This window comes from Pseudomonas sp. S2_C11, assembly GCF_054668395.1.
This window is the reverse complement of record NZ_CP162765.1, coordinates 1,167,471-1,188,908: the sequence shown is the minus strand read 5'-3', so window position 1 is coordinate 1,188,908 and position 21,438 is coordinate 1,167,471. Positions and strand designations below refer to the sequence as shown.

General features: G+C 60.3%; 17 protein-coding genes. 6 read left to right on the top strand and 11 right to left on the bottom strand.

Going from position 1 to position 21,438, the window contains the following annotated elements; all coding sequences use genetic code 11:
- Positions 1-49: 49 nt before the first annotated feature.
- Positions 50-2,029: a bifunctional tRNA (5-methylaminomethyl-2-thiouridine)(34)-methyltransferase MnmD/FAD-dependent 5-carboxymethylaminomethyl-2-thiouridine(34) oxidoreductase MnmC gene (mnmC, locus tag AB4N48_RS05545; protein WP_460094921.1), complete on the top strand. Its 1,980-nt coding sequence runs from the start codon at positions 50-52 to the stop codon at positions 2,027-2,029.
- Positions 2,030-2,032: 3 nt separating this feature from the next.
- On the opposite strand, the gene AB4N48_RS05540 is transcribed toward mnmC, so the two are convergent.
- Positions 2,033-6,859, bottom strand: a complete 4,827-nt coding sequence (locus AB4N48_RS05540) for an NEL-type E3 ubiquitin ligase domain-containing protein (protein WP_460094919.1) — start codon at positions 6,857-6,859, stop codon at positions 2,033-2,035.
- A 364-nt stretch (positions 6,860-7,223) separates the two neighbouring features.
- Here AB4N48_RS05540 and AB4N48_RS05535 point away from each other — a divergent pair, with 364 nt between their 5' ends.
- From AB4N48_RS05535 to AB4N48_RS05520, 4 genes are all read left to right on the top strand, one after another.
- Complete coding sequence (locus tag AB4N48_RS05535; RefSeq protein ID WP_460094918.1) at positions 7,224-8,996, top strand: N-acetylglutaminylglutamine amidotransferase; 1,773 nt, start codon at positions 7,224-7,226, stop codon at positions 8,994-8,996.
- 3 nt (positions 8,997-8,999) lie between these two features.
- Entirely contained in the window at positions 9,000-10,748 is a 1,749-nt protein-coding gene (ngg, locus tag AB4N48_RS05530) for an N-acetylglutaminylglutamine synthetase (protein WP_252868075.1), read from the top strand.
- A gap of 165 nt (positions 10,749-10,913) precedes the next feature.
- A complete protein-coding gene (locus tag AB4N48_RS05525) occupies positions 10,914-12,104 on the top strand; it encodes an osmoprotectant NAGGN system M42 family peptidase (RefSeq protein WP_024013890.1) in 1,191 nt (396 codons plus the stop codon).
- Between the two features lie 169 nt (positions 12,105-12,273).
- Positions 12,274-12,501 carry a YheU family protein gene (locus AB4N48_RS05520; RefSeq protein WP_003172962.1) on the top strand — a complete coding sequence of 76 codons (228 nt, stop codon included), beginning with the start codon at positions 12,274-12,276 and terminating at the stop codon, positions 12,499-12,501.
- Between the two features lie 5 nt (positions 12,502-12,506).
- On the opposite strand, the gene csrA is transcribed toward AB4N48_RS05520, so the two are convergent.
- From csrA to AB4N48_RS05505, 3 genes are all read right to left on the bottom strand, one after another.
- Entirely contained in the window at positions 12,507-12,692 is a 186-nt protein-coding gene (csrA, locus tag AB4N48_RS05515) for a carbon storage regulator CsrA (protein WP_024013891.1), read from the bottom strand.
- Positions 12,693-12,825: 133 nt separating this feature from the next.
- Complete coding sequence (locus AB4N48_RS05510; protein ID WP_016770946.1) at positions 12,826-13,158, bottom strand: YnfA family protein; 333 nt, start codon at positions 13,156-13,158, stop codon at positions 12,826-12,828.
- Positions 13,159-13,221: 63 nt separating this feature from the next.
- Complete coding sequence (locus AB4N48_RS05505; RefSeq protein WP_041478247.1) at positions 13,222-14,037, bottom strand: SDR family oxidoreductase; 816 nt, start codon at positions 14,035-14,037, stop codon at positions 13,222-13,224.
- Between the two features lie 331 nt (positions 14,038-14,368).
- Between AB4N48_RS05505 and AB4N48_RS05500 the strand changes: the two genes are divergently transcribed.
- Positions 14,369-14,521 (top strand): DUF3309 family protein, encoded by a 153-nt coding sequence (locus AB4N48_RS05500; protein WP_003183939.1) that lies wholly within the window; start codon positions 14,369-14,371, stop codon positions 14,519-14,521.
- A 72-nt stretch (positions 14,522-14,593) separates the two neighbouring features.
- Here the strand turns inward: AB4N48_RS05500 and AB4N48_RS05495 are convergent, their stop codons facing one another.
- The 7 genes from AB4N48_RS05495 to AB4N48_RS05465 form a co-directional block, all read right to left on the bottom strand.
- Entirely contained in the window at positions 14,594-16,687 is a 2,094-nt protein-coding gene (locus tag AB4N48_RS05495; RefSeq protein ID WP_041478246.1) for an LTA synthase family protein, read from the bottom strand.
- A gap of 313 nt (positions 16,688-17,000) precedes the next feature.
- A complete protein-coding gene (locus AB4N48_RS05490; protein ID WP_071173184.1) occupies positions 17,001-17,606 on the bottom strand; it encodes an START domain-containing protein in 606 nt (201 codons plus the stop codon).
- A gap of 40 nt (positions 17,607-17,646) precedes the next feature.
- Complete coding sequence (locus tag AB4N48_RS05485) at positions 17,647-17,901, bottom strand: YkgJ family cysteine cluster protein (protein ID WP_071173185.1); 255 nt, start codon at positions 17,899-17,901, stop codon at positions 17,647-17,649.
- 163 nt (positions 17,902-18,064) lie between these two features.
- Complete coding sequence (locus AB4N48_RS05480; protein WP_460094917.1) at positions 18,065-18,538, bottom strand: translation initiation factor 2; 474 nt, start codon at positions 18,536-18,538, stop codon at positions 18,065-18,067.
- A 78-nt stretch (positions 18,539-18,616) separates the two neighbouring features.
- Entirely contained in the window at positions 18,617-20,056 is a 1,440-nt protein-coding gene (locus AB4N48_RS05475; protein ID WP_041478242.1) for an aminotransferase-like domain-containing protein, read from the bottom strand.
- A 201-nt stretch (positions 20,057-20,257) separates the two neighbouring features.
- Entirely contained in the window at positions 20,258-21,070 is an 813-nt protein-coding gene (locus tag AB4N48_RS05470) for an OmpA family protein (RefSeq protein ID WP_056788304.1), read from the bottom strand.
- Entirely contained in the window at positions 21,067-21,429 is a 363-nt protein-coding gene (locus AB4N48_RS05465) for a DUF4398 domain-containing protein (protein ID WP_038860459.1), read from the bottom strand. The genes AB4N48_RS05470 and AB4N48_RS05465 overlap by 4 nt, the downstream gene beginning before the upstream one ends.
- Positions 21,430-21,438: the final 9 nt, after the last annotated feature.

Genomic DNA, 21,438 nt, shown 5'->3' with positions numbered 1-21,438 from the left:
CTCGCGCGCGATCGGCTAGAATGGCCGCCTTGTGTTTGCCGAGCCTGCCATGAAAGCCGAAATGCCCCACGCCCAACTCGACTGGGACGACCAGGGACGCCCACGTTCACGAGTGTTCGATGACGTGTATTTTTCCGACCAGTCGGGGCTGGAAGAAACCCGTTATGTGTTTCTCGAACAGAACCGTCTGGCTGAGCGTTTCGCTGCGCTGCCGGCGGATGGACGTCTGGTCATTGGCGAAACCGGTTTCGGCACCGGGTTGAATTTTCTCTGCGCCTGGCAGTTGTTCGAACAGCACGCCGTGGCCGGCGCGCGCTTGCATTTTGTCAGCGTCGAGAAGTACCCGCTGGCGCCTGCGGATCTGCGCCGGGCCTTGGCACTGTGGCCAGAACTCATGCCGTTGGCGGATCAGTTGCTGAGGCATTACGTGGCGATTCATCAAGGCTTTCAACGCATCACTCTGGCCAACGGCCGCGTGACGCTGACCTTGCTGATCGGCGATGCACTGGAGCAATTGCCGCATCTCGACGCACAGATCGACGCGTGGTTTCTCGACGGTTTCGCCCCGGCGAAAAATCCGGACATGTGGACTGCTGAACTGTTCGTCGAACTGGCGCGGCTGGCTGCGCCGGGCTCGACCATCAGCACTTTCACCAGCACCGGTTGGGTCCGCCGTCTGCTCAATACTGCCGGGTTCAAGATGAAGCGCACGCCGGGCATCGGCCACAAGTGGGAAATCCTGCGTGGCGAATTTCTCGGCTGGCCCGCCGAGGTGACGGCGCCCCTACCGGCGAAACCCTGGTTCGCCCGCCCTGCTCCGTTGCGCGGTGAGCGCCGGGCGATGGTGATCGGTGCGGGGCTGGCCGGCTGCGCGACGGCGTCGAGTCTGGCGGCGCGCGGCTGGCAGGTGAGTCTGCTCGAGCGTCACGCGGCGGTGGCGCAAGAAGCTTCGGGCAACCCGCAAGGTGTGCTCTATCTCAAGCTGTCCGCCCATGGCACGGCGTTGTCGCAGTTGATCGTCAGCGGCTTCGGTTACACCCGGCGCCTGCTGGAAAGCCTGCAACGCGGCAGCGACTGGGATGACTGCGGCGTGCTGCAACTGGCGTTCAACGCCAAGGAAGCCGAGCGCCACGCGCAACTGGCGGCGGCGTTTCCTGAAGATCTCTTGCAGTGGCTGGAACAGCCGCAAGCGCAGGATCGCGCCGGTGTCGGCGTGGCCCACGGCGGCTTGTTCTACCCCGAAGGCGGCTGGGTGCATCCGCCGGCGCTGTGTCAGGCCCAGGCGACCCACACCAACATTGAGTTGCTCAGCCATCACGAAGCTTTGGAACTGCGCAAAGTCGCAGACCTGTGGCAAGCCTTCGACGGCGAACGTTTGCTCGCCAGTGCGCCGGCAGTGATCCTGGCCGGTGCCGCCGAAATCAAACGTTTTGCCCAGAGTGCCGAATTGCCGCTCAAGCGCATTCGCGGGCAGATCACGCGCCTGCCTGAAAACGCAGAGAGTCATGCGCTGGCCACCGTGGTGTGCGCCGAGGGCTACGTCGCCCCGGCGCGTCTGGGCGAGCACACCCTGGGCGCCAGTTTCGACTTCAACAATGACGATCTGACACCCACGACTGCCGAGCACCAAGGCAATCTGGCGATGCTCGAAGAAATTTCCAGCGACCTGCTGACACGCTTCAACATCAGCGAGCAGCCACTTGCGAACCTTGAGGGCCGGGCAGCTTTCCGCTGCACCAGCCCCGATTACCTGCCGATTGTCGGCCCGCTCGCTGATCTGCAAACCTTCAATCAGACCTACGCTGCGTTGAGCAAAGACGCCCGACAGGTGCCGGACATCGCCTGCCCGTGGCTCGATGGTCTGTACGTCAACAGCGGCCACGGTTCTCGCGGGCTGATCACCGCGCCGCTGTCCGGCGAGCTGCTTGCCGCGTGGCTGGACAACGAACCGCTGCCGTTGCCACGCAGCGTGGCCGAAGCCTGCCATCCCAATCGTTTCGCCTTACGGCAGTTGATTCGCGGCAAGTGAATTTCACGTATCGGGCATTTCGCAGATGCCCAGATCCATCAGCCGTATCGCGTCTTCGGTCAGGCTCTTGAACAGCACGTCTTCAGCCTGGTCCTTTTCAAGCTTGAGTGCCTGGTTCTGACTCAAATAATCGCCAGAGGGCAGCGTGTCCTTCTTGTCGAACAGTGCGCTCATTTGCGGGTCGTACAGGTCATCGATCAGCGCAAACTTGCGGACAAATATGCGTCGCAGATAGTCACGCCAGAACGTTCGCCCCTGCATGTATTCCAGCCATTGCGGGGAGAGTTCAGCGGTGAAGACGCGATTTTTTGCGACCTCAAGATCAGCGGCCGTCACGCCACTCTGGGCACTGAACAGCATATCTTTCGGTTGACCGCGCAGTCCCAGCGCATCGGTGAGACCGATGCGGTAAGCGAGGTTCATTTCCAGCGCATCGACCCTTGGCGCCCGGAGCGAATGCTCCCGGGCGATTTCTTCCAGCCTGTCCAGCCTGAACAGGCTGCGGCCCAGTTCCAACAACGCCTTGGCAGTACCCCTGCTCCCGCTTGCAGCCCTGCTCACCCGCTCGACTTCCACTGCGACTTCAAGGCGACTGAAAACCAGCGCCGCGTTATCGGTGCAGTGCAGCGGATCGGCCGCGATGTCGAGCAGTTGACGACCCAGCGGCTCGTCAGCTTCCGCCGTTTTCAGTACCGCCCAGACGCGTCGCTGCATGTCGGCGCTACCCTGTTTGCCGTCTGCGGTATCGCCCAGTTGCGCCAGCAACGTGAACAAGCCATCGGCCGTCCGCTCGCTGCGCAATGCCGCCCAGATGCGCGACTGCTCTGCCCACTCTTCGCCACTGGCCTGGGTCAACCAGAGCGAGCGCGCCGTTTGCTCGTTCATCCGTGCGATGTCATCGGCGACATAGTCCATCCCAACGCCGAAATTATCGCGATAGTTCTCCAGATGCGTTTTGGCCGTTTCCGAAAAGGGGTTCAGTCCCAGCTTGAGTGCGCCGGTGAAACGTCGTGATTTCTCGAATAACCACTCGGGCAGCTCCGTGATGCTGTTGGCGCTCAGATCCATCAGTTCAATGTGCGCAGAATGGTCGAGGCCTTCTGGCAGTTCGGTGATGCCGGTATCGTTCAGCGACAAGCGACGCAGTTGCGACATTCGGCTGAAATCCGGGGTGGCACCCAACGGATTCTTGTCCAGATTCAGGTAGCGTAAAGTGCTCAGCCTGTTCAGCTTCGCCAGGGTCTGCTCGGTGAGCTTGAGCTGATTGTTTGCCAGGCTCAGCCGTTGCAGACGCGGCATGTGCGACAACATTTCAGGCAGCCGGGTGATCGCGTTGCTGCCCAGTTCCAGCGAGTCGAGCTGTTTGAAGGACTTGAGGAAGTACGCCACATCATCCCCCAGCGCCATGTTCCGCATCGACAATTGCTCGACATGGTCGAAGCTCACCGACGACGGTAACGTCGGCACCTTACCGATGCGCATGCCGTCAAGGTCAAGGGTACAGAGGTTTTTTCCCTCTTCGTTGGTGGCCCAATGAAAGCGTCGAAACGCTTCTTCGATCAGCTCGGCGGCCATTTTCCGACTGTGCCGCGCTTCAGCCAGATCGCCCCCCATGGCTTGCAGCGCGGCGCCATCTTCACTCCAGACAAACAGCGCGTCACGCAGGGTTTGCAGATCCTGACGCAGGGCTTTGATGCGGGTCGCACGGCTCAACGGATCATCGCCCAGTGCATCGAGCAATTGATTGAGCTGCGGCTCGCTCAGACGCGGATAAAGCCTGCGCGCTTTGCGCAGCAGTGTGCGTGAATGAGCTGTCGCGGGAACCTGATCGCCTTGCACGCAGGCCGGCTCGACGGGAAGTGATTCCGTACTGCCGCCGCGCAATGCCCGCGCAGTGACCTCGCGTTCGTCGAGGGCAACGTTGAGCAGCTTTTTGCGTAACTGTTGCGTACTGAGCTGTCCGGCATCGGCAAACCCGAGTGCGGTCCGCTGACGTGGCGGCAATGCCTTAAGGATGGCCATGTACAAAGCGTCGGGGCCGGATGCCACCTTGCCCAAGGATTTTTTGTCGCCGCCAAACGCCTCATAGCCCTGCGTGGACTTCACCAGATAGCCGGTATTTTCCGAGGTCGCCGACCCATCGCCGATGTCTTCGAGTATCGGTCCGGTCAAGGCCTTGTCGCGTACTTGCAGACGCAGCTGCGCGTTCCAGCCGCTGAGGCGCGGCAGTAATTTCATGGCCAGCCTGTCGGTGTCGGCATTGGCCAGCCACGACCAGTGCAACCCGCTCAGCGCCCGGTCAAGCCGGACCTCGGCAATGCCGGCCCGAGCCCGCTGTCCCAACCGCAAGGGCGCGCTCCCGGTCGAGCGCAAGTGCAGGCGCTCGACAGTCGAAGCGCGGTCGATCAGCCTTTGACCATGGCGCGCCGAAATGTCGGCGAAGACCTGGCGTAATTTGCCCAGATCCTGCGCATCACTGTGGTCATAGCGCTTGTACATCCGCTCGAACGCCGCGCGGTAATCGGATTTGAGCGCAGCACCCAGTTTTCTTGCCAGCCCGGTGGCTTGCGTGCTTTTCGCGACTTTGCCGCCGAGCAAGGCCTCGACTTCATGCTCGTAGAGGCCATCGATGACGGTTTGCAGCAAGCGCCCGAGTGCCAACTGGCCTTGGGTGACCGGCACTCCCAGGGTTTCGTCGAGCGTGCTGTTTGCAGGATAAGTGGTTTCGACGTCTCCTTCATGACCGATGACCTCAAGGTATCGGTCAGTCGGCCAGCCCGGCAGTTGCGTCAAGGCGTGCATCTGTTCTTCCAGAGGTTGCTCGGAGTGGATCTCGCCGTTTTCCAGTTCCGTGGTCAACTCACGCAGCTGGCGCTCGATGCGCACGCGCTCGACGGTATCGCGCAGGCGTACCGGCAGGCTCAGATTGTCGTTGAAGGTCTCCAGCAAGGTCTGCTGCGAGGTGTTGCTCAGCCGGCGAAGGATGTCCAGGTCGCTGTCGGCAAATTCGCTCAACTGCGGATCGATGCGCTTGAGCGTGTAGGCGCTGCTGCCCCATTCTTCGGGCTGTTCAGCGGGGAACCGCCAGCCGCCCTCGACGTGGCGGATCAGTTCCGGAGCATAGGCTTGTGCGCGTGCGGGGTGTTCCAGGCGCCAGTGCTGAGTGTCGATATCAAAGTTGCCCGCCAACAGGCGGTGCTCGAAGCGGGCGATGGTCTTGTTGCCGATCTGGTAGAACTCCTTTGAACCGGCACCGATGGTGAATCCGGCCGGCAAAGCATGCTCGTACGGGCTCAAATCGGACTTCCACAGGCGTGGCTTGCCGGCCCGATCGAGTATCGCGGTGAACTGCGCGAAGAACTCCGGATGCGTGCGCAGCAGTTTTTTGCCCACAGTTCCCAGCACCTTCTGACCGCCGGCGAAAACGCCCATCAATGCGATGTTCTCTACCACACTGAGCAGATGTGACAGTGCTTCCTGATGATCACCGCGGCGCCAGTCCGCCACGCCGTCATACACCTCACCGAGCAATTGCCCGACCGCGACGCCCATCATCAATTGCCCCAGGACCGGCACGAACAGCCCCGCCACCGACGCCACGGTCACCCCGCGCTGAACGAAATCCAACAGGCGTTTCTGTCGGATCTCTTCATCGATATCAGCGGTTGGCACCGCCAGTTTGCGCGCGTCGATCTGCAACTTGCCGACATGGCTTTGCACCATGAAATCAAAAAGCGCCACATTGATCGGCCATTGTTCGACGACGCCCAGATCGGGTTTCTCAGCCAACGCCTTGAAGAAGTCAGCCTTGTCATCTTCATCAAGGCTGCCGGCGAAATACCCCTGATATTCCGTGCTCTTGAGTTGTTGCGCGAGGTAGCGCTTGAACGCATTGAAACTCGGGTACTCATACACGGCGCGCTCGGGCTCGCCGGGCATATACACCATGCATCCGTCCTCAGGGTGTTGTTCCACGGAGCGTTTGGAAAATACCACCACGCCCCAAACGCAGCTGTCGAGGATTCTGATGCCCTGCATGATCATCGGGTCTTTGCCGTAGCGCAGGTGCTGCGCCGAAGCGACGCCTTCGGCCAGCATCAGATCCTGCAGCATGCGCAAACCAGCTGCGGTGATATCGCCCTTGAGCTCCGCAAGATGAGCGTCCAGCTCCAGCAGCGATTGCTTCAATGCGGCGATATTGCGGGTCATGGCACTGGTCGCCACGACTTTGCCGCAGTCCTCACGCAGACCGAACACTTGCTGCAGATGCTCCTGGTATTTCTTGCCCAGATCCAGCTTGCGGCACAACGCTGCGAACGCTGCCGGCGTCAGATCCTTCACGCCAGCGGGCACACTCTTGACGCGCACCAGGCTGCCGGCGGGGAAACCGTCGGCCTGCTCCTCGTCTGCGGTGAAGTTTTGCATGGCTGCCTGCAACAGGCTTTGCGTCGCGTGTCTGACCAAGCCGACATCGGCCTGAACCGTCGCCTTCACATCGCAGCCACAATCGACGCCGGGCAGGCTGAGCAGATCCTCGCTCACGTCATAGACCGCTGGCCATTTCTCGCTCAGCGCCGCGTTAAGTTCGCTGATGCAGAAGCTGTGCAATGGTTTGAGCCGGGTCAGATCCTTGTCGACTTTGACTTGCAGGGTGTGCAGTTCACGAGTGATTTCGTCCAGCTTGTTCAGCGTGGCCGCAGAAGCCGTGAGCAGATGCGCCGGCAGGTTTTTTTCCAGGCTTTCAGCGGTATCGAGGTCACCGGTCGCGGCGTACAAGGTGCTCAGGACCGAGGCCTGAATCTGTGGATTTGTCTTGTCTTGGTTAAGCATGGCAATAGTCCTTTATTGCGGTTCGAACACTCGACCCTAGCGCTGCCGGGCAGCCAATAACAGTTCAAATTGCTGCGCAAAACCCAGGTAGACCAAACGCTTTTTTGCATGGAAAAAATAGCCCTGCACCACCCCGCACGGAACGTCCACGCGCTTGTGCGCTTATGCAAAAAAAGCGTAACGGTAAGTGGGCAAATCTCGATCCTCGATCCGCGCTGATAGCGTTGCGGCAGAAGGCAGCCAGGCTGGCTTATAACTTATCGATCTAAAACTCCACCTACCGAGACAGGTCAGTTTCTGAGTACCCGCACTTTTCGCGCGGTACGGCTTGACCTTCCCCAACGGAAAAACCGGTAAGGACTTTATGTGCGGATTAGCTGGCGAGTTACGTTTTGATCAACAACCTGCAGACCTTGCAGCGATCGAGAGAATCACCCATCACCTGGCCCCTCGCGGCCCTGACGCGTGGGGCTTCCATGCCCAAGGGCCGATTGCCCTGGGCCATCGACGCCTGAAAATCATGGACCTGTCGGACGGCTCTGCGCAGCCGATGATCGACAGTCAATTGGGCTTGTCCCTGGCGTTCAACGGTGCGATCTACAACTTCCCGGAGTTGCGCGAAGAACTCGAAGCACTCGGTTATGCCTTCTATTCGGGTGGCGACACCGAAGTGCTGCTCAAGGGTTATCACGCCTGGGGCGAGGCGCTGCTGCCGAAGCTCAATGGCATGTTTGCTTTCGCCATCTGGGAGCGCGATGCCCAGCGCCTGTTCATCGCTCGTGACCGTCTCGGCGTAAAGCCGTTGTACCTGTCACGCACCGGCCAACGCTTGCGTTTTGCCTCGGCACTGCCGGCGCTGCTCAAGGGCGGCGACATCAACCCGATTCTTGATCCGGTGGCGCTCAATCACTATCTGAATTTCCATGCCGTGGTGCCTGCGCCGCGCACCTTGCTGGCCGGTATCGAAAAACTGCCGCCCGCCACTTGGATGCGCGTTGAAGCCGATGGCCGCACCGAGCAGAAAACCTGGTGGACCCTGCCTTACGGCCCGAATGAGGACGAGAAAAATCTCAATCTGGAAGACTGGGTCGATCGCGTCCTCGACAGCACCCGCGAAGCGGTGGCGATTCGTCAGCGTGCGGCGGTGGATGTCGGTGTGTTGCTGTCCGGCGGTGTCGACTCGAGCATGCTTGTCGGCCTGTTGCGCGAAGTCGGTGTAGAGAATCTGTCGACCTTCTCCATTGGTTTCCAGGATGCCGGCGGCGAGCGCGGCGACGAGTTCCAGTATTCGGACCTGATCGCCAAGCACTACGGCACGCGCCACCATCAGTTGCGCATCGACGAGAAAGAAATCATCGAGCAACTGCCCGCCGCGTTCCGGGCGATGAGCGAGCCGATGGTCAGCCATGACTGCATCGCCTTCTATCTGTTGTCCCGTGAAGTGGCCAAGCACTGCAAAGTGGTGCAGAGCGGCCAGGGCGCAGACGAACTCTTTGCCGGTTACCACTGGTATCCGCAGGTCGACGGCGCGGCGGACCCATACGCGGCCTACCGCGATGCGTTCTTCGATCGCAGCTACGACGACTACGCGGCGACTGTGCAGCCGAAATGGCTGGTCGACCACGACGCGGCCGGCGATTTCGTCAAACAGCACTTTGCCCAGCCCGGCGCCGATGCCGCAGTGGACAAAGCCCTCCGCCTGGACAGCACGGTGATGCTGGTCGATGACCCGGTCAAACGCGTCGACAACATGACCATGGCCTGGGGCCTGGAAGCGCGTACGCCGTTTCTCGACTATCGACTGGTCGAGCTGTCGGCTCGTGTACCGGGCCAATTCAAGCTGCCCGATGGCGGCAAGCAAGTGCTGAAAGAAGCAGCGCGTCGGGTCATTCCAAGCGAAGTGATCGATCGCAAGAAAGGCTATTTCCCGGTGCCGGGTCTCAAGCACTTGCAGGGCGACACACTCAATTGGGTGCGCGAACTGCTGCTGGATCCGAGCCAGGATCGCGGCCTGTTCAACCCGACCATGCTCGACAAGCTTTTGACTGATCCGCAAGGCCAACTGACCCCGTTGCGCGGTTCGAAACTGTGGCAACTGGCGGCCCTGAACCTGTGGCTCAGTGAACAAGGAATCTGATTGATGAAACCCCATGCCACGTCCATCAACCAACGCCTGTTGCGTGGTCAGGCCCCCTCGTATGAACGTTTGCAGGCGCGCCTGGCCGAAGACGGCAGCGAGCCTGCCACCGCCCCGATTGCCGTGCATTGCGGCTGGGGCCGGCTGCTGATCGGCCATACCTTTCCCGACCCGGCGTCGCTCGCGCAGGAGCTGCTCAACGAGCAGCCCGGTGAACGCGATATCGCCCTGTATGTTGCCGCACCGCAGCAGATTCTCGGCCTCGAGCCGACGCAGCTGTTTCTCGATCCATCCGACACCCTGCGTTTATGGTTCAGCGATTACCGGCAGGCCACGCGGGTGTTTCGCGGCTTCCGCATTCGTCGTGCGCAAAGCGAAACCGACTGGCAGGGCATCAACCGTTTGTACCAGGCGCGCGGCATGTTGCCGATCGATCAGGAGTTGCTCACCCCACATCATCAGGGCGGCCCGGTGTACTGGCTGGCGGAAGACGAGGACAGCGGCGCGGTGATCGGCAGTGTCATGGGTCTCAATCATGAAAAAGCCTTCAACGACCCGGAACACGGCAGCAGCCTGTGGTGCCTGGCGGTCGACCCGCATTGCTCGCGCCCCGGCGTCGGCGAAGTGCTGGTGCGACATCTGGTCGAGCACTTCATGAGTCGTGGTCTGGCTTATCTGGATCTGTCGGTGCTGCACGACAACCGTCAGGCGAAAAACCTTTACGCCAAACTGGGTTTCCGCAACCTGCCGACGTTCGCCATCAAGCGTAAGAACGGCATCAACCAGCCGCTGTTTCTCGGCCCGGGGCCGGAGGCGAATTTCAATCCTTACGCGCGGATCATCGTCGAAGAAGCGCATCGGCGCGGTATCGACGTGCAAGTGGATGACGCCGACGCCGGGCTGTTCACCCTCAGCCACGGCGGCCGTCGCGTGCGTTGCCGCGAGTCGCTGAGCGACCTGACCAGTGCGATCAGCATGACCTTGTGCCAGGACAAAAGCCTGACCCACAAGGTGCTGAAAGGCGCAGGTCTGAAACTGCCCGCGCAGCAACTGGCGGGCAACGCCGACGACAACCTGGCCTTCCTCGATGAGCACCAACGGGTGGTGGTCAAGCCTCTCGATGGCGAACAGGGCCACGGCGTCGCGGTGGATCTGCGCACCATCGAAGAAGTGCAGAAGGCCATCGAAACCGCCAAGCAGTTTGACAGTCGCGTGCTGCTGGAAAGCTTCCACGAAGGCCTTGATCTGCGCATCGTGGTGATCGGTTTTGAAGTGGTAGCGGCGGCGATTCGCCGTCCGGCGGAAGTGGTTGGCGATGGTCAGCATTCGATCGGTGCGCTGATCGAAGCGCAGAGCCGCCGTCGGCAAGCGGCCACCAGCGGCGAAAGCAAGATCCCGCTGGACCACGAAACCCAACGCACGCTGCACGCTGCCGGCTATGACTACAGCAGCATCCTGCCGGCCGGCGAGCATCTGTTCGTGCGGCGCACGGCCAATCTGCACACCGGCGGTACGCTGGAAGACGTGACCGACATTCTTCATCCGACCCTGGTCGACGCGGCAGTGCGCGCGGCGCGGGCGCTGGACATTCCGATGGTCGGGCTCGATCTGATGGTGCCGGCGGCGGATCAGCCCGAGTACGTGTTCATCGAAGCCAACGAACGCGCCGGCCTGGCCAACCACGAACCGCAGCCGACGGCGGAACGCTTTGTCGATCTGTTGTTTCCGCATAGTCAGCCGGCTGTCTCTTGAACCATCGTTGTTCCGGCTGACGCCTTCGCGAGCAGGCTCGCTCCCACAGGGGAATGCATTCCAAATGTGGGAGCGAGCCTGCTCGCGAAGAGGCCCTGAACGTCACCACCAATTTTCCTCATCGAAACCATCGATGTGCTCAACCCATCAGGAGTTTCCATGACCATGACCACACAAATCCCTGAACCGGATCTGGCTTACCTGCAAAAAGTCCTGCTGGAAATGCTCGCCATTCCCAGCCCTACCGGTTTCACCGACACCATCGTGCGCTATGTCGCCGAGCGTCTCGAAGAGCTGGGCATTCCGTTCGAAATGACCCGGCGCGGGACCATCCGCGCGACGTTGAAGGGCAAAAAGAGCAGCCCTGACCGCGCGGTGTCTGCGCACCTGGACACCATCGGCGCTGCTGTGCGTGCGGTGAAAGACAACGGTCGCCTGACCCTCGCCCCGGTCGGTTGCTGGTCGAGCCGCTTTGCCGAGGGTAGCCGGGTCAGCCTGTTTACCGATACCGGGGTGATTCGCGGCAGCGTGCTGCCGCTGATGGCGTCCGGGCACGCCTTCAACACCCAGGTCGATGAAATGCCGATCAGCTGGGACCACGTCGAACTGCGTCTGGACGCCTACTGCACGACCAAGGCCGATTGCGAGTCGCTGGGCATTCATGTCGGCGACGTGGTGGCCTTCGACCCGCTGCCGGAGTTCACTGAAAGCGGCCATATCAGTGCTCGCCACCTCGACGACAAGGCCGGCGTTGCCGCACTGCTCGCCGCGCTCAAGGCGATTGTCGACAGTGGCCAGGAACTGAACATCGATTGCCATCCACTGTTCACCATCACCGAGGAAACCGGCAGCGGTGCAGCGGCGGCATTGCCGTGGGACGTCAGCGAATTTGTCGGCATCGACATCGCACCCGTCGCCCCCGGCCAACACTCCAGCGAACACGCGGTGAGCGTGGCGATGCAGGATTCGGGCGGGCCGTATGACTATCACCTGTCGCGGCATCTGTTGCGTCTGGCTGATGAACACGAATTGCCGGTGCGCCGCGACATGTTCCGCTATTACTTCAGCGATGCGCACTCGGCGGTCACCGCCGGTCACGACATTCGCACCGCCCTGCTCGCCTTCGGCTGCGATGCCACCCACGGTTACGAGCGTACGCACATCGACAGCCTGGCGGCGCTCAGCCGACTGCTTGGCGCGTACATTCTGAGTCCGCCGGTCTTTGCCAGCGATGCGGCGCCGGCCAATGCCTCACTGGATCGCTTCAGCCATCAGATCGAGCATGACACGCAGATGGAAAGCGAAACCCGGGTGCCGCCGGTGGACAGTCTGGTGGGGCAGCGTTCTGACAGTTGAACCTTCGGTGAACAGATAACCGCTTTCGCGAGCAGGCGCGCTCCCACAGGGATCGCATTTCAAAGGTGGGAGCGAGCCTGCTCGCGAATTGGCAGGCACGGCCAATACAAAACTGGCAGGCAAAACCCATTCCCCGTAGCATCCCGACATTGATTTGACCGAGGTGCCCATGCTCATTCCCCACGACGCGCTTGAAGTCGACACCCTCACCCGCCTGATCGAGGATTTCGTCACCCGCGACGGTACCGACAACGGCGATGACACCCCGCTGGAAACCCGCGTCCTGCGCGTGCGTCAGGCACTGACCAAAGGCCAGGCATTGATCGTGTTCGATCCGGAAAGCGAGCAGTGCCAGCTGATGCTCAAGCACGACGTACCCAAGCATCTGTTCGACTGAAGCCGTCAGCCAGCCTTCGCCGCAGCCTCCTTGCGCTTGATCCGGTCATAGACCTCGGCGCGGTGTACATGGACCTTTTTCGGCGCCTCGACGCCGAAGCGCACGCTGGAGCCGTTGACCGACAGAACACGCAGGGTGATGTCGTCTCCGATTGAAATCAACTCACCGACCACACGGCTGAGTACAAGCATGGGATTCATCCTTCAGGACTGGCAAACCCTGAAGATGCGCGGCTTACAGCGTCTTCACAATCCACGACGAGCAAATCAGTCTTGCCCTACAGACGCCCACGCCCACGGCTGTCAGACACTTCGCACAAAAGCCTCAGGCAGCGGAAAAGCGCGGCCCGAACAGAATGATGCTGGCACCGACCACGCACAGGGCCATGCCAATCCAGTCCGAGCCCAGCGGACGCACCCGCTCGACCACCGCTAGCCAGCCAATCGAAGCAACGATGTAGATCCCGCCATACGCGGCATAGGCGCGCCCGGCGTAGGCCGCTTCAACACGGGTCAGCAACAGCGCGAACAGGGTCAGGCTGAGCAACGCGGGAATCACCCACAACGCACTCTTGCCCTGGCGCAGCCACATGTAGAAGGCAAAACAGCCGGCGATTTCAAACAGCGCCGCAAGGAAGAACCACAAGTAATTGAGCATGGAGGCGTCTCGACAGGGTGACCGTGGCGGCCACCCTAACGACGCGGCGGGAATCGAACAAGATCAAGCGTTGTTTTGTTTGGCCTTGGCGCGCATTTTCTCGGCCATGGAAGTCATTTCGTTGTAGAGCAGTTGCGGATTCTTCTGTTTGAGCGCCCAGGCCATGCGCCCTTGTTCGTGGGGCAGAATCAAGAATTCGCCGGCGGCGACTTGCTGATAGATGTAGTCAGCGATGTCGGCTGCGCTGATCGGCGAACTTTCCAGCAACTTGCCGACCTGGGCTTTCATGGCCGGGGTCGGGCCACGGAAAGAATCGAGCAAGTTGGTCTGGAAGAACGACGGGCAAACCACATGCACCGCCACTTCCTGCTGCGCCAGTTCGATCAGCAGACTCTCCGACAACGCCACTACGCCGGCCTTGGCCACGTTGTAGTTACTCATTGCCGGGCCTTGCATCAACGCGGCCATGGAGGCGATGTTGATGATCTTGCCCTTGCTCTCTTCCAGCAGCGGCAGGAACGCCTTGCAACCCTTGACCACGCCCATCAGGTTGATCGCGATCTGCCAGTCCCAGTCTTCCAGCGACAATTCGCTGAAAAAACCGCCCGAGGCGACGCCGGCATTGTTGACGATGATGTCGATGCCGCCGAGCTTCTCTTCGCAGGCCTGGGCGAAGGCGGTGAGCTGACTGTAATCGCGCACGTCACAGCGCTGGATGAAGCCGTCACCGCCCGCCTCGCGCACCAGCTTCAGGGTTTCCTGCAGGCCGGGCTCACTGACATCGGACAAAGCCAGCCGCCAGCCTTCACGGGCCCAGCGCAGCGCGATTTCGCGACCCAGGCCTGAGCCTGCACCAGTGATCATCATGCGATTTTGCATAGCGGACAGCCTTGTTGTTCCGGGAGAGATGCGCCGAGTGTAGCGAAGGAACTTCGTTCGCCCACGCTCCATCCAGTTGCTGAATGGAGGATCAAAAGATTCCAGCCGTCATTGTTTTCCGGTTGGTCTCATGCAGGAGCTGACGAGTGCAACGAGGCTGCGATCTTTTTGCTGGAAAGGAAATAACCGAGCAATCCAAATACATTAAAAAAACATTGAATTTTTTTTCATCGGCGCAAGTCGGAACATGTAAGCCGGCTGGAATTTAGTTGCTCTCCAGCTGCCCACTGAGCATCAAGACTCTTCCAGACTCTGAACAAGGAAATCACCCATGGGCACAATTCTAATCATCATCCTGATCCTGTTGCTGATCGGTGGTCTGCCGGTCTTCCCGCACTCCAGAAGTTGGGGTTATGGCCCGTCGGGCATTATCGGCGTGGTGTTGGTCGTGCTGCTGGTGCTGTTGTTACTCGGCAAGATATGACGATTTGAAGCTGTAAAAAAAGAGGCCCTTGTTCAAGGGCCTCTTTTTTATTGCGTGGACTTTAACCAGTTATCAGTCCGGCTTGCCGTGAATGACACCGGCGGTGTTATCGAGCAGGCTCTTGGTCGCGGTTTGCAGGAACGCCTCAAGTTTGAGTTTGAGTTCGGCAGTGCGCGGCGCGTCCGGCACTACTTCGGCGTGCGGGTTGGCGCCGAGCTGGTATTGCCAGATTTTCGGGCCCATGTCCTTGTCACGCGGCAGCACCAGAATCTGGTCGGCGGTGACAATGGCGGTGGTCTGTTCGCTGCCCGATGGCTTGATCACACCGAAACCGGTATCGCCCTGCGGCAGGTTGAGCAGATCACGGCCCCAGCACTGGTGACGCACTTCGCCACCGAGACGGCCCATGATGGTCGGCACGATGTCGATCTGCGTACCCACGGTGTGGTCGCGGGTACCGAACTTCTGCTGAATGCCCGGGGCAATCATCAGCATCGGCACGTTGAAGCGGCCCAGGTCCATTTCAGTGATCTGGCGCTCGTTGCCGAAGCCGTGGTCGCCGACGATGACGAACAGGGTTTCGTTGAAGTACTTCTCTTTGCGCGCCTTCTCGAAGAACTGACCGAGCGCCCAATCGGAGTAGCGCATGGCGGTCAGGTGTTCGTTGAGGCTGCCACGGTCAGTCACGCGCTCGACCGGCAATGGCGTCGGCAAGGCGTACGGCGTGTGGTTGGACAGGGTTTGCAGCAGCGCGTAGAACGGCTTGCCGTTTTCCCGCGCCTTCAGTTCTTGCAGGCCACGATCGAACATGTCCTGGTCGGACACGCCCCAGGTCGGATCGGAGAACACCGGATTGACGAAGTCATTGCGGCCAACGAAGTTGGTCATGCCCTGGTTGCTGAAGAAGCCCGACTGGTTGTCCCAGGCGAAGTCGCCGTTGTAGACATAGACGTCGTCATAGTCGCGGGCGCTGAGCAACTGCGGCAGGCCGGACAGTTTGTGGCTGCCTTCCGGGGTCTGCATCAGGTATTCGAAACCTGGCAGGTTGGGGAAGCAGGCCATGGTCGCGAACATGCCCTGATGGGTGTGGGTGCCGTTGGAGAAGAAACGGTCGAACAGCAGACCTTCCTTCGACAGCTTGTCCAGGTACGGGGTGATATTGCCCGGCGCGCCCAAAGCACCGACCGAGTGACCGGCCATGCTTTCCATCAGGATCACCACAACGTTCTTGATCGGCAGGGTCTTGTCAGCCGGCGGCATGTAGTCGCGGCGAACAGCGGCGATGTCGGCATCGACCAGTTTGTCGTCCGGCATCAGCAGCATGTCGCGCACCACTTGCTGCGCCTGTTCCTGAGGCAGCGTGGCTTTCCAGATATTGTCGCGGTCTTCGCCCATGCGCGCCTTGGCTGCGGCGACCAGCGACAGCGTGCCATTGAGGCCGAGCTGGTTGGCGAAGTTGGAATCGGTGGTGTAGACGTCACCCCAGCGCATCGGCGGGCCTTGACGCAAGGTGCCGCGAGCGGCGACTACGCAGATCAGCAGGCAGACCACGAACACCGCCAGGCGGGTGTACCACGGCGCAACCTGACGGGAGCTGACGCTGCCGCCGCTGAACGGTCCGCGCGGGCGGGTGGCCCGGTCGGCGCCTTTGAATGCCAGAGTCAGAATGACCGTGCCGATCACCCACGCCAGCACGTAGCGCACCACCGGGAAACCGTACCAGAGCATGCTCATTACGGTTTTCGGGTCTTCCTTCACGTACTGGAACACCAGACCATTGAGGCGCTGGTGAAACTCGCGGTAGAAGTCCATTTCCATCAGGCCGAGGAACAGCGCGATGCTCGAGGCGACGGTCAGCCACAGACGGAAGAAACCGCGCGCGGCCATGGCCCGGGCACTGAACAGCGCCAGCACCAGCGGAATGCACAGGTAGACCACCAGGCGCAGGTCGAAACGCAGACCGTTGACGAACGCTTCAAGGAAGGTCGCGGCCGGGGTGTCGAGGATCATCTCGCGGTTGTAGACCAGCAGCGCGAGGCGCAGCGCGGAAAACATCACCATCATGACCAGCGCGCACAGCAGCGTGTAGGCCAGATGCGATTTGACGGTCGGTTGCAGCAGACGAGCAGAAGATCGCTGCTGACTCAGGGCGTCCGGGTTTGCCATGTCGTTTTAGGACCCATTGGAAGTTGAAGTTGCAAAAATACAGCGGCGCCATGCCCTCTATTGGTCAATCCAGACCCCGGGGCGTGCGCGGTGCGCAAATGTTGCACGATCGTTCACACCATTGCCATTGATTACTGCCCAGCCCTTCGAGACTTTCATTCGAAGGCTGGCAACGCAATGGCAGTCAACAAGTGCGGGCGAATTGTCTTGGAGACTTTGTGAAAATTTCGTGCAACGCATATCTGGAAATACAATTTAGAGACAAAACAAAACGCCCCGAATGGTTCGGGGCGTTTTGCTTACAGCCAACTGATTATTTCTCGGCGCGTTCTTTCAGCGCTTTCAGGGTATTGAATGGCGCATCCACCACAAATTTGTTGGCGACCATGGCCGGCACGCTACCGCCCGGCTCGGTGTGCACCTGGTAAGTCACTTCAACCTGATCGCCTTTAGGCACGAACTTCCAGAAGCCTTTGACTTGCTGGACCCGCACGAAGCCTTTTTCTTCCGGCAGATAGGTCGGCACGCCCTCAAGATTACGGGTCAGGCTGCCATCGGCGCCCTCAACAGTGGTGATTTTCAACACCGAATCACGCGGGGTCACCGGCCACGGCGTATTGAATTGCGAATAGGTCCAGCTCAGATCGCCTTCGTGCTTGAGCAGTTTCTGGCTCTTGCATTCGTGAATCCACGCGCAGGCGCCGGAGACGTCTTCCTGCAAGGCGCGCAGTTTGGCAACGGTTGTTTTCATCAGCGCAACGCCTTGGTAGGACTTGTAATCCGAACCGGGTATTTCGCTCAGGGAAACCTTGATGCCGTCTTCGTTCTTGGCAACTTTCCAGTCTTCCGCGTGGACGACCGAGGTGGCAAGTACGGCAGTCAGACCACACAACACAGCGATACGGTGCAGCGAACCCATAGTTTTATTCCTTATTGTTGAAGTTCCGTTGGTGAACACATCACGCCGCCGTCATCTGCTCCCACCAGCCGATCAATCTGATCGCTTCTTGCGAACTGCTGCCGCAAACCTCGACATCCGCAGCGAAACCCGAGCAGACAGCCGGACGTTCCGGACGGCCGAAAATGCTGCACAGGTTATCGACCGACAGTTGCACGCAACGTTCGCCGGCGGGTTTGCCATCGGGCATGCCGGGAATCGGCGAACTGATGGAGGGGGCAATGCAGCAAGCGCCACAGCCTTCACGGCATTTCATGACGAACAGATCCTCGCGACGGGCGATGTGTAAAGAGACGGGGAACAGAGTAACCGCTAAAACAGCTGTTTCAAATTGCTGCAAGCGGCTTTTCAACGATAAGTAAAAGTGACCGGGCAGTCTCCGACGAAGCGTCTGCTCTGCGCGTCGCAGAGGCCTGCATCTATTGCTTGAATTCGAAATCCAGCGCCGCGCCTTCCACATCGCGTCGCGCTTCGTTGCGCAATTGCAACTCCATTTCATTGCTGAGCAAGCGGCCGTTGAGCTGGAAGCCGTTATCTTTTTCGCCAAACATCTGCGGCAGGATCGCCTCGCGTTTGGGCAGTTCTACGGTGCCCTGTGGCTTCAGGTCTTCAACCATATCCTTGGGCAGGCTGAGATCGAGTTTTGCCGGCGGCAATTTGGTCTTGGCCACTTCGCTCGCGGATTTCGACTTCGAGGCAACCGGGCGGCGCTTCTTCACCGTGGCGTTTGTTTTGGCCTGGGCTGTTTTTGCCGGAGCCACGGTTTTGACGGCTTTCTTCGTCGTACTGGTCGCTGCCGGTTTTTCCTGGGCTGCGGCCGCCATGACACCCGGTGCCTGACCGATCATCAACAAACCCAGCAATACCCACGCGGCAGGAACAATGGCTTTCATGGACCCAACGAACTAACGGCAGAGGGCCACATGCTCGCTTGTTGTGCGTCACATGACAAGCCTCAGCGCCCTCCCCGTTCAGAATCCGCCAGCCATTTCCTGACACAGTTGGGTGGCCAACAGACCCAACGTCATCAGCGCGCGCTCCGCCTCGCGGTTCCACGGAATGCCGCAATTGAGCCGGATACAGTGGTTGAACTGCTCGGTGTTGCTGAAGATCAGCCCCGGCGCGATGCTGATGCCTTGTTGCAGTGCGCGGACATGTAATTCCTGGGTGTTGACCCGCCCCGGCAAGCTCACCCAAAGGATGAAACCGCCCGTTGGCCGGGACATCTGCGTGCCTTCAGGGAAATGCTGTTGAACCGCCAGCTGGAACGCGCTGAGGTTTTTCCGGTACTCCTGGCGGATGTAGCGTAAATGCCGGTCATAACCGCCGTTTTCCAGATACGCGGCAATCGCCATCTGCGTGACGCTGCACGCCGAATGGGTGCTGAAGGTTTGCAGGCGCTGGATTTCCTGTTGGTATTTGCCGGCGATCATCCAGCCGATACGCACACCTGGCGACAAGGTTTTGGAGAAGCTCGAGCAGTAGATCACCCGATCGAGCCTGTCGTAAGCCTTCAGCGCCTTGGTACGGCCCTGCTCGAACATCAGTTCGCCGTAGATATCGTCTTCGACAATCTGAATGTCGAAATCCGAGGCCAGCCGCAGCAACTGTTTCTGCCGCTCTTCCGGCATGGTTCCGCCGAGGGGATTGCTCAGGCGCGTGGTCAGCACCAGCGCCTTGATCGACCACTGGTTGGCGGCCAGTTGCAAGGCTTCCAGGCTCATGCCGGTGGCGGGGTCGCTGGGGATTTCGATGACCTTCAGGCCAAGCAGATCGGCCAGTTGCAGCAGGCCGTAATAGGTCGGTGATTCGGCAGCGATCAGATCCCCCGGCCGGGTCAGCACACGCAATGACATCTGCAAGGCGTCGACACAGCCGTGGGTAATCACCACTTCCGACGGATCGACCACCACGCCGGCGTCACGCATGCGGATCGCGACTTGCCGACGCAGCGGTTCGAAGCCGGGGCTGAACATGTAGCTGAACGCCCGTGGACTGTGAAACCGGGTGACCTTGGCCAGTTGCTGATGCAGCGCGCGCACCGGCAGATAATCGACGCTCGGCACCGCAGCGCCCAGCGGAAACACGCCTTCGCGGCGGGATTCGACCAATACCTGCTGAATGATGCTGCTGCGCGTCACCAGCCCCGGCCGTTCGACCCGGGCAATATCCGGCGTCGGCGCGGTCAGCGCTGGGGTCTGGTGCACGTAGTAACCCGACTGCGGCCGAGCGCGGATCAGGCCCTGATCTTCAAGGTTGGCGTAAGCCTGCAACACCGTCGCATGACTGACGTTGAGCTGCGAACTCATCTTGCGCACCGAAGGCACGCGCTCCCCCGGTTGATAGACACCACGGCGGATGTCTTCGGCCAGTTGCTGAGCAATACGTTGGTAGAGCAAGAGATTGGTCATGACGCAGCACTCGATTTCACGGGCGTTTTATTCTTGTGTGAAACAATACCGGAACAGTTTAGAAGTGTACTGGGACAGTTGCCAGATTACTCGACCGTACAGTGGGGTGTCTGCCCCATCTGTACGGTTTTGCGCAGCAATCGACAGACATAAAAAAGCCCGGCACTGCATGACAGTCCGGGCTTTCCAGAGACGCAACCCTCAACGGGCGGCGCCGAGCTGGCCTTTTTCGTCGGAGAACACGATTTCCACCCGGCGGTTCTGCGCCCTGCCGCGCTCGGAGGCGTTGGCGTCAACCGGGAACTGGTCGCCATAACCTTCGACCTGAATGCGTTTTTCATCGATGCCCAGATCGACCAGCACGTCAGCCACCGACTGCGCACGATCACGGGACAGTTTGAGGTTTTCCTGTTTGCCACCGGTGCTGTCGGTGTAACCCTCGATGCGCACCACGCGCTTGGGGTTGAGTTGCAGAAACTGGACGATCTTCAGCACGACACGGTTGGCCGAGTTTTTCAGTTCCGCCTGGCCGGTGTCGAACAACACGTCGCCGAGGGTCATGACCAGCCCCCGATCGGTCTGTGTGGTGGCCAGCGCCTCGATCTGTTCCTCCAGCCACTTGCCCTGCTGCTGCACACTGAGCAGCTTCGACTCGCGCAGAGCCAGTTGCAGACGCTGACGCTCAAGCTCGAGCTTGGCTGCGCGTTCCTCGTTGAGCGCCTGGTTGGTGTGCTCGCGGGCGATTTCGCTGTAGCGCTGGCTCAAGTAGGCGTAATGCACTACGTCCGCACCGCTGCCCCAATAGGTCGACAGCCGATCGGCACGGGCCAGGGATTCGCCGGCGCGGATCACGTCTTTCGGCGCAATGCGCAGGACGTTGGAATCTTCCTTGACCTTCTGGAAATCAGCGCCGGCCTGTTGCAGCGCCGCCTCGCTGTGCTGGCCAGCGCAGCCGTACAGGCTGGCGCAACCGGCGAGGAGCAGAATGCCCAAAGCGTTGGACTTGAGGCTCATTGCGCTTCCCCCAGTTGCAGCTGCTTGCGCAGGCGGACAATGCGGGTATTGAGCACATTGAGTTGCTCTTCACTTTTTTTCGTCAGCACCTTGGCTTCGGCCAGACGTGCATCCAGTTCGGCCTGCTCGGCACGCATGCGCGCATTGCGATAGGACTCGTCGGCCATGCTGCCTTTGGCGCGGTTGTACTTGGTTTCGGCCAGTTGCATTTCCGGCACTTCGTCAGCGGTGGCGCCGACTGCCTTGGCCTGCACGATGGCTTGTTCGGTCAGACGCATTTGTTCACTGGGTGCCGGATCGGATGCGCACCCGGCCAGGGCCAGAACGGCCACAGCCGCGAAAAGAGGTCGAATACTCACTAAGAATCC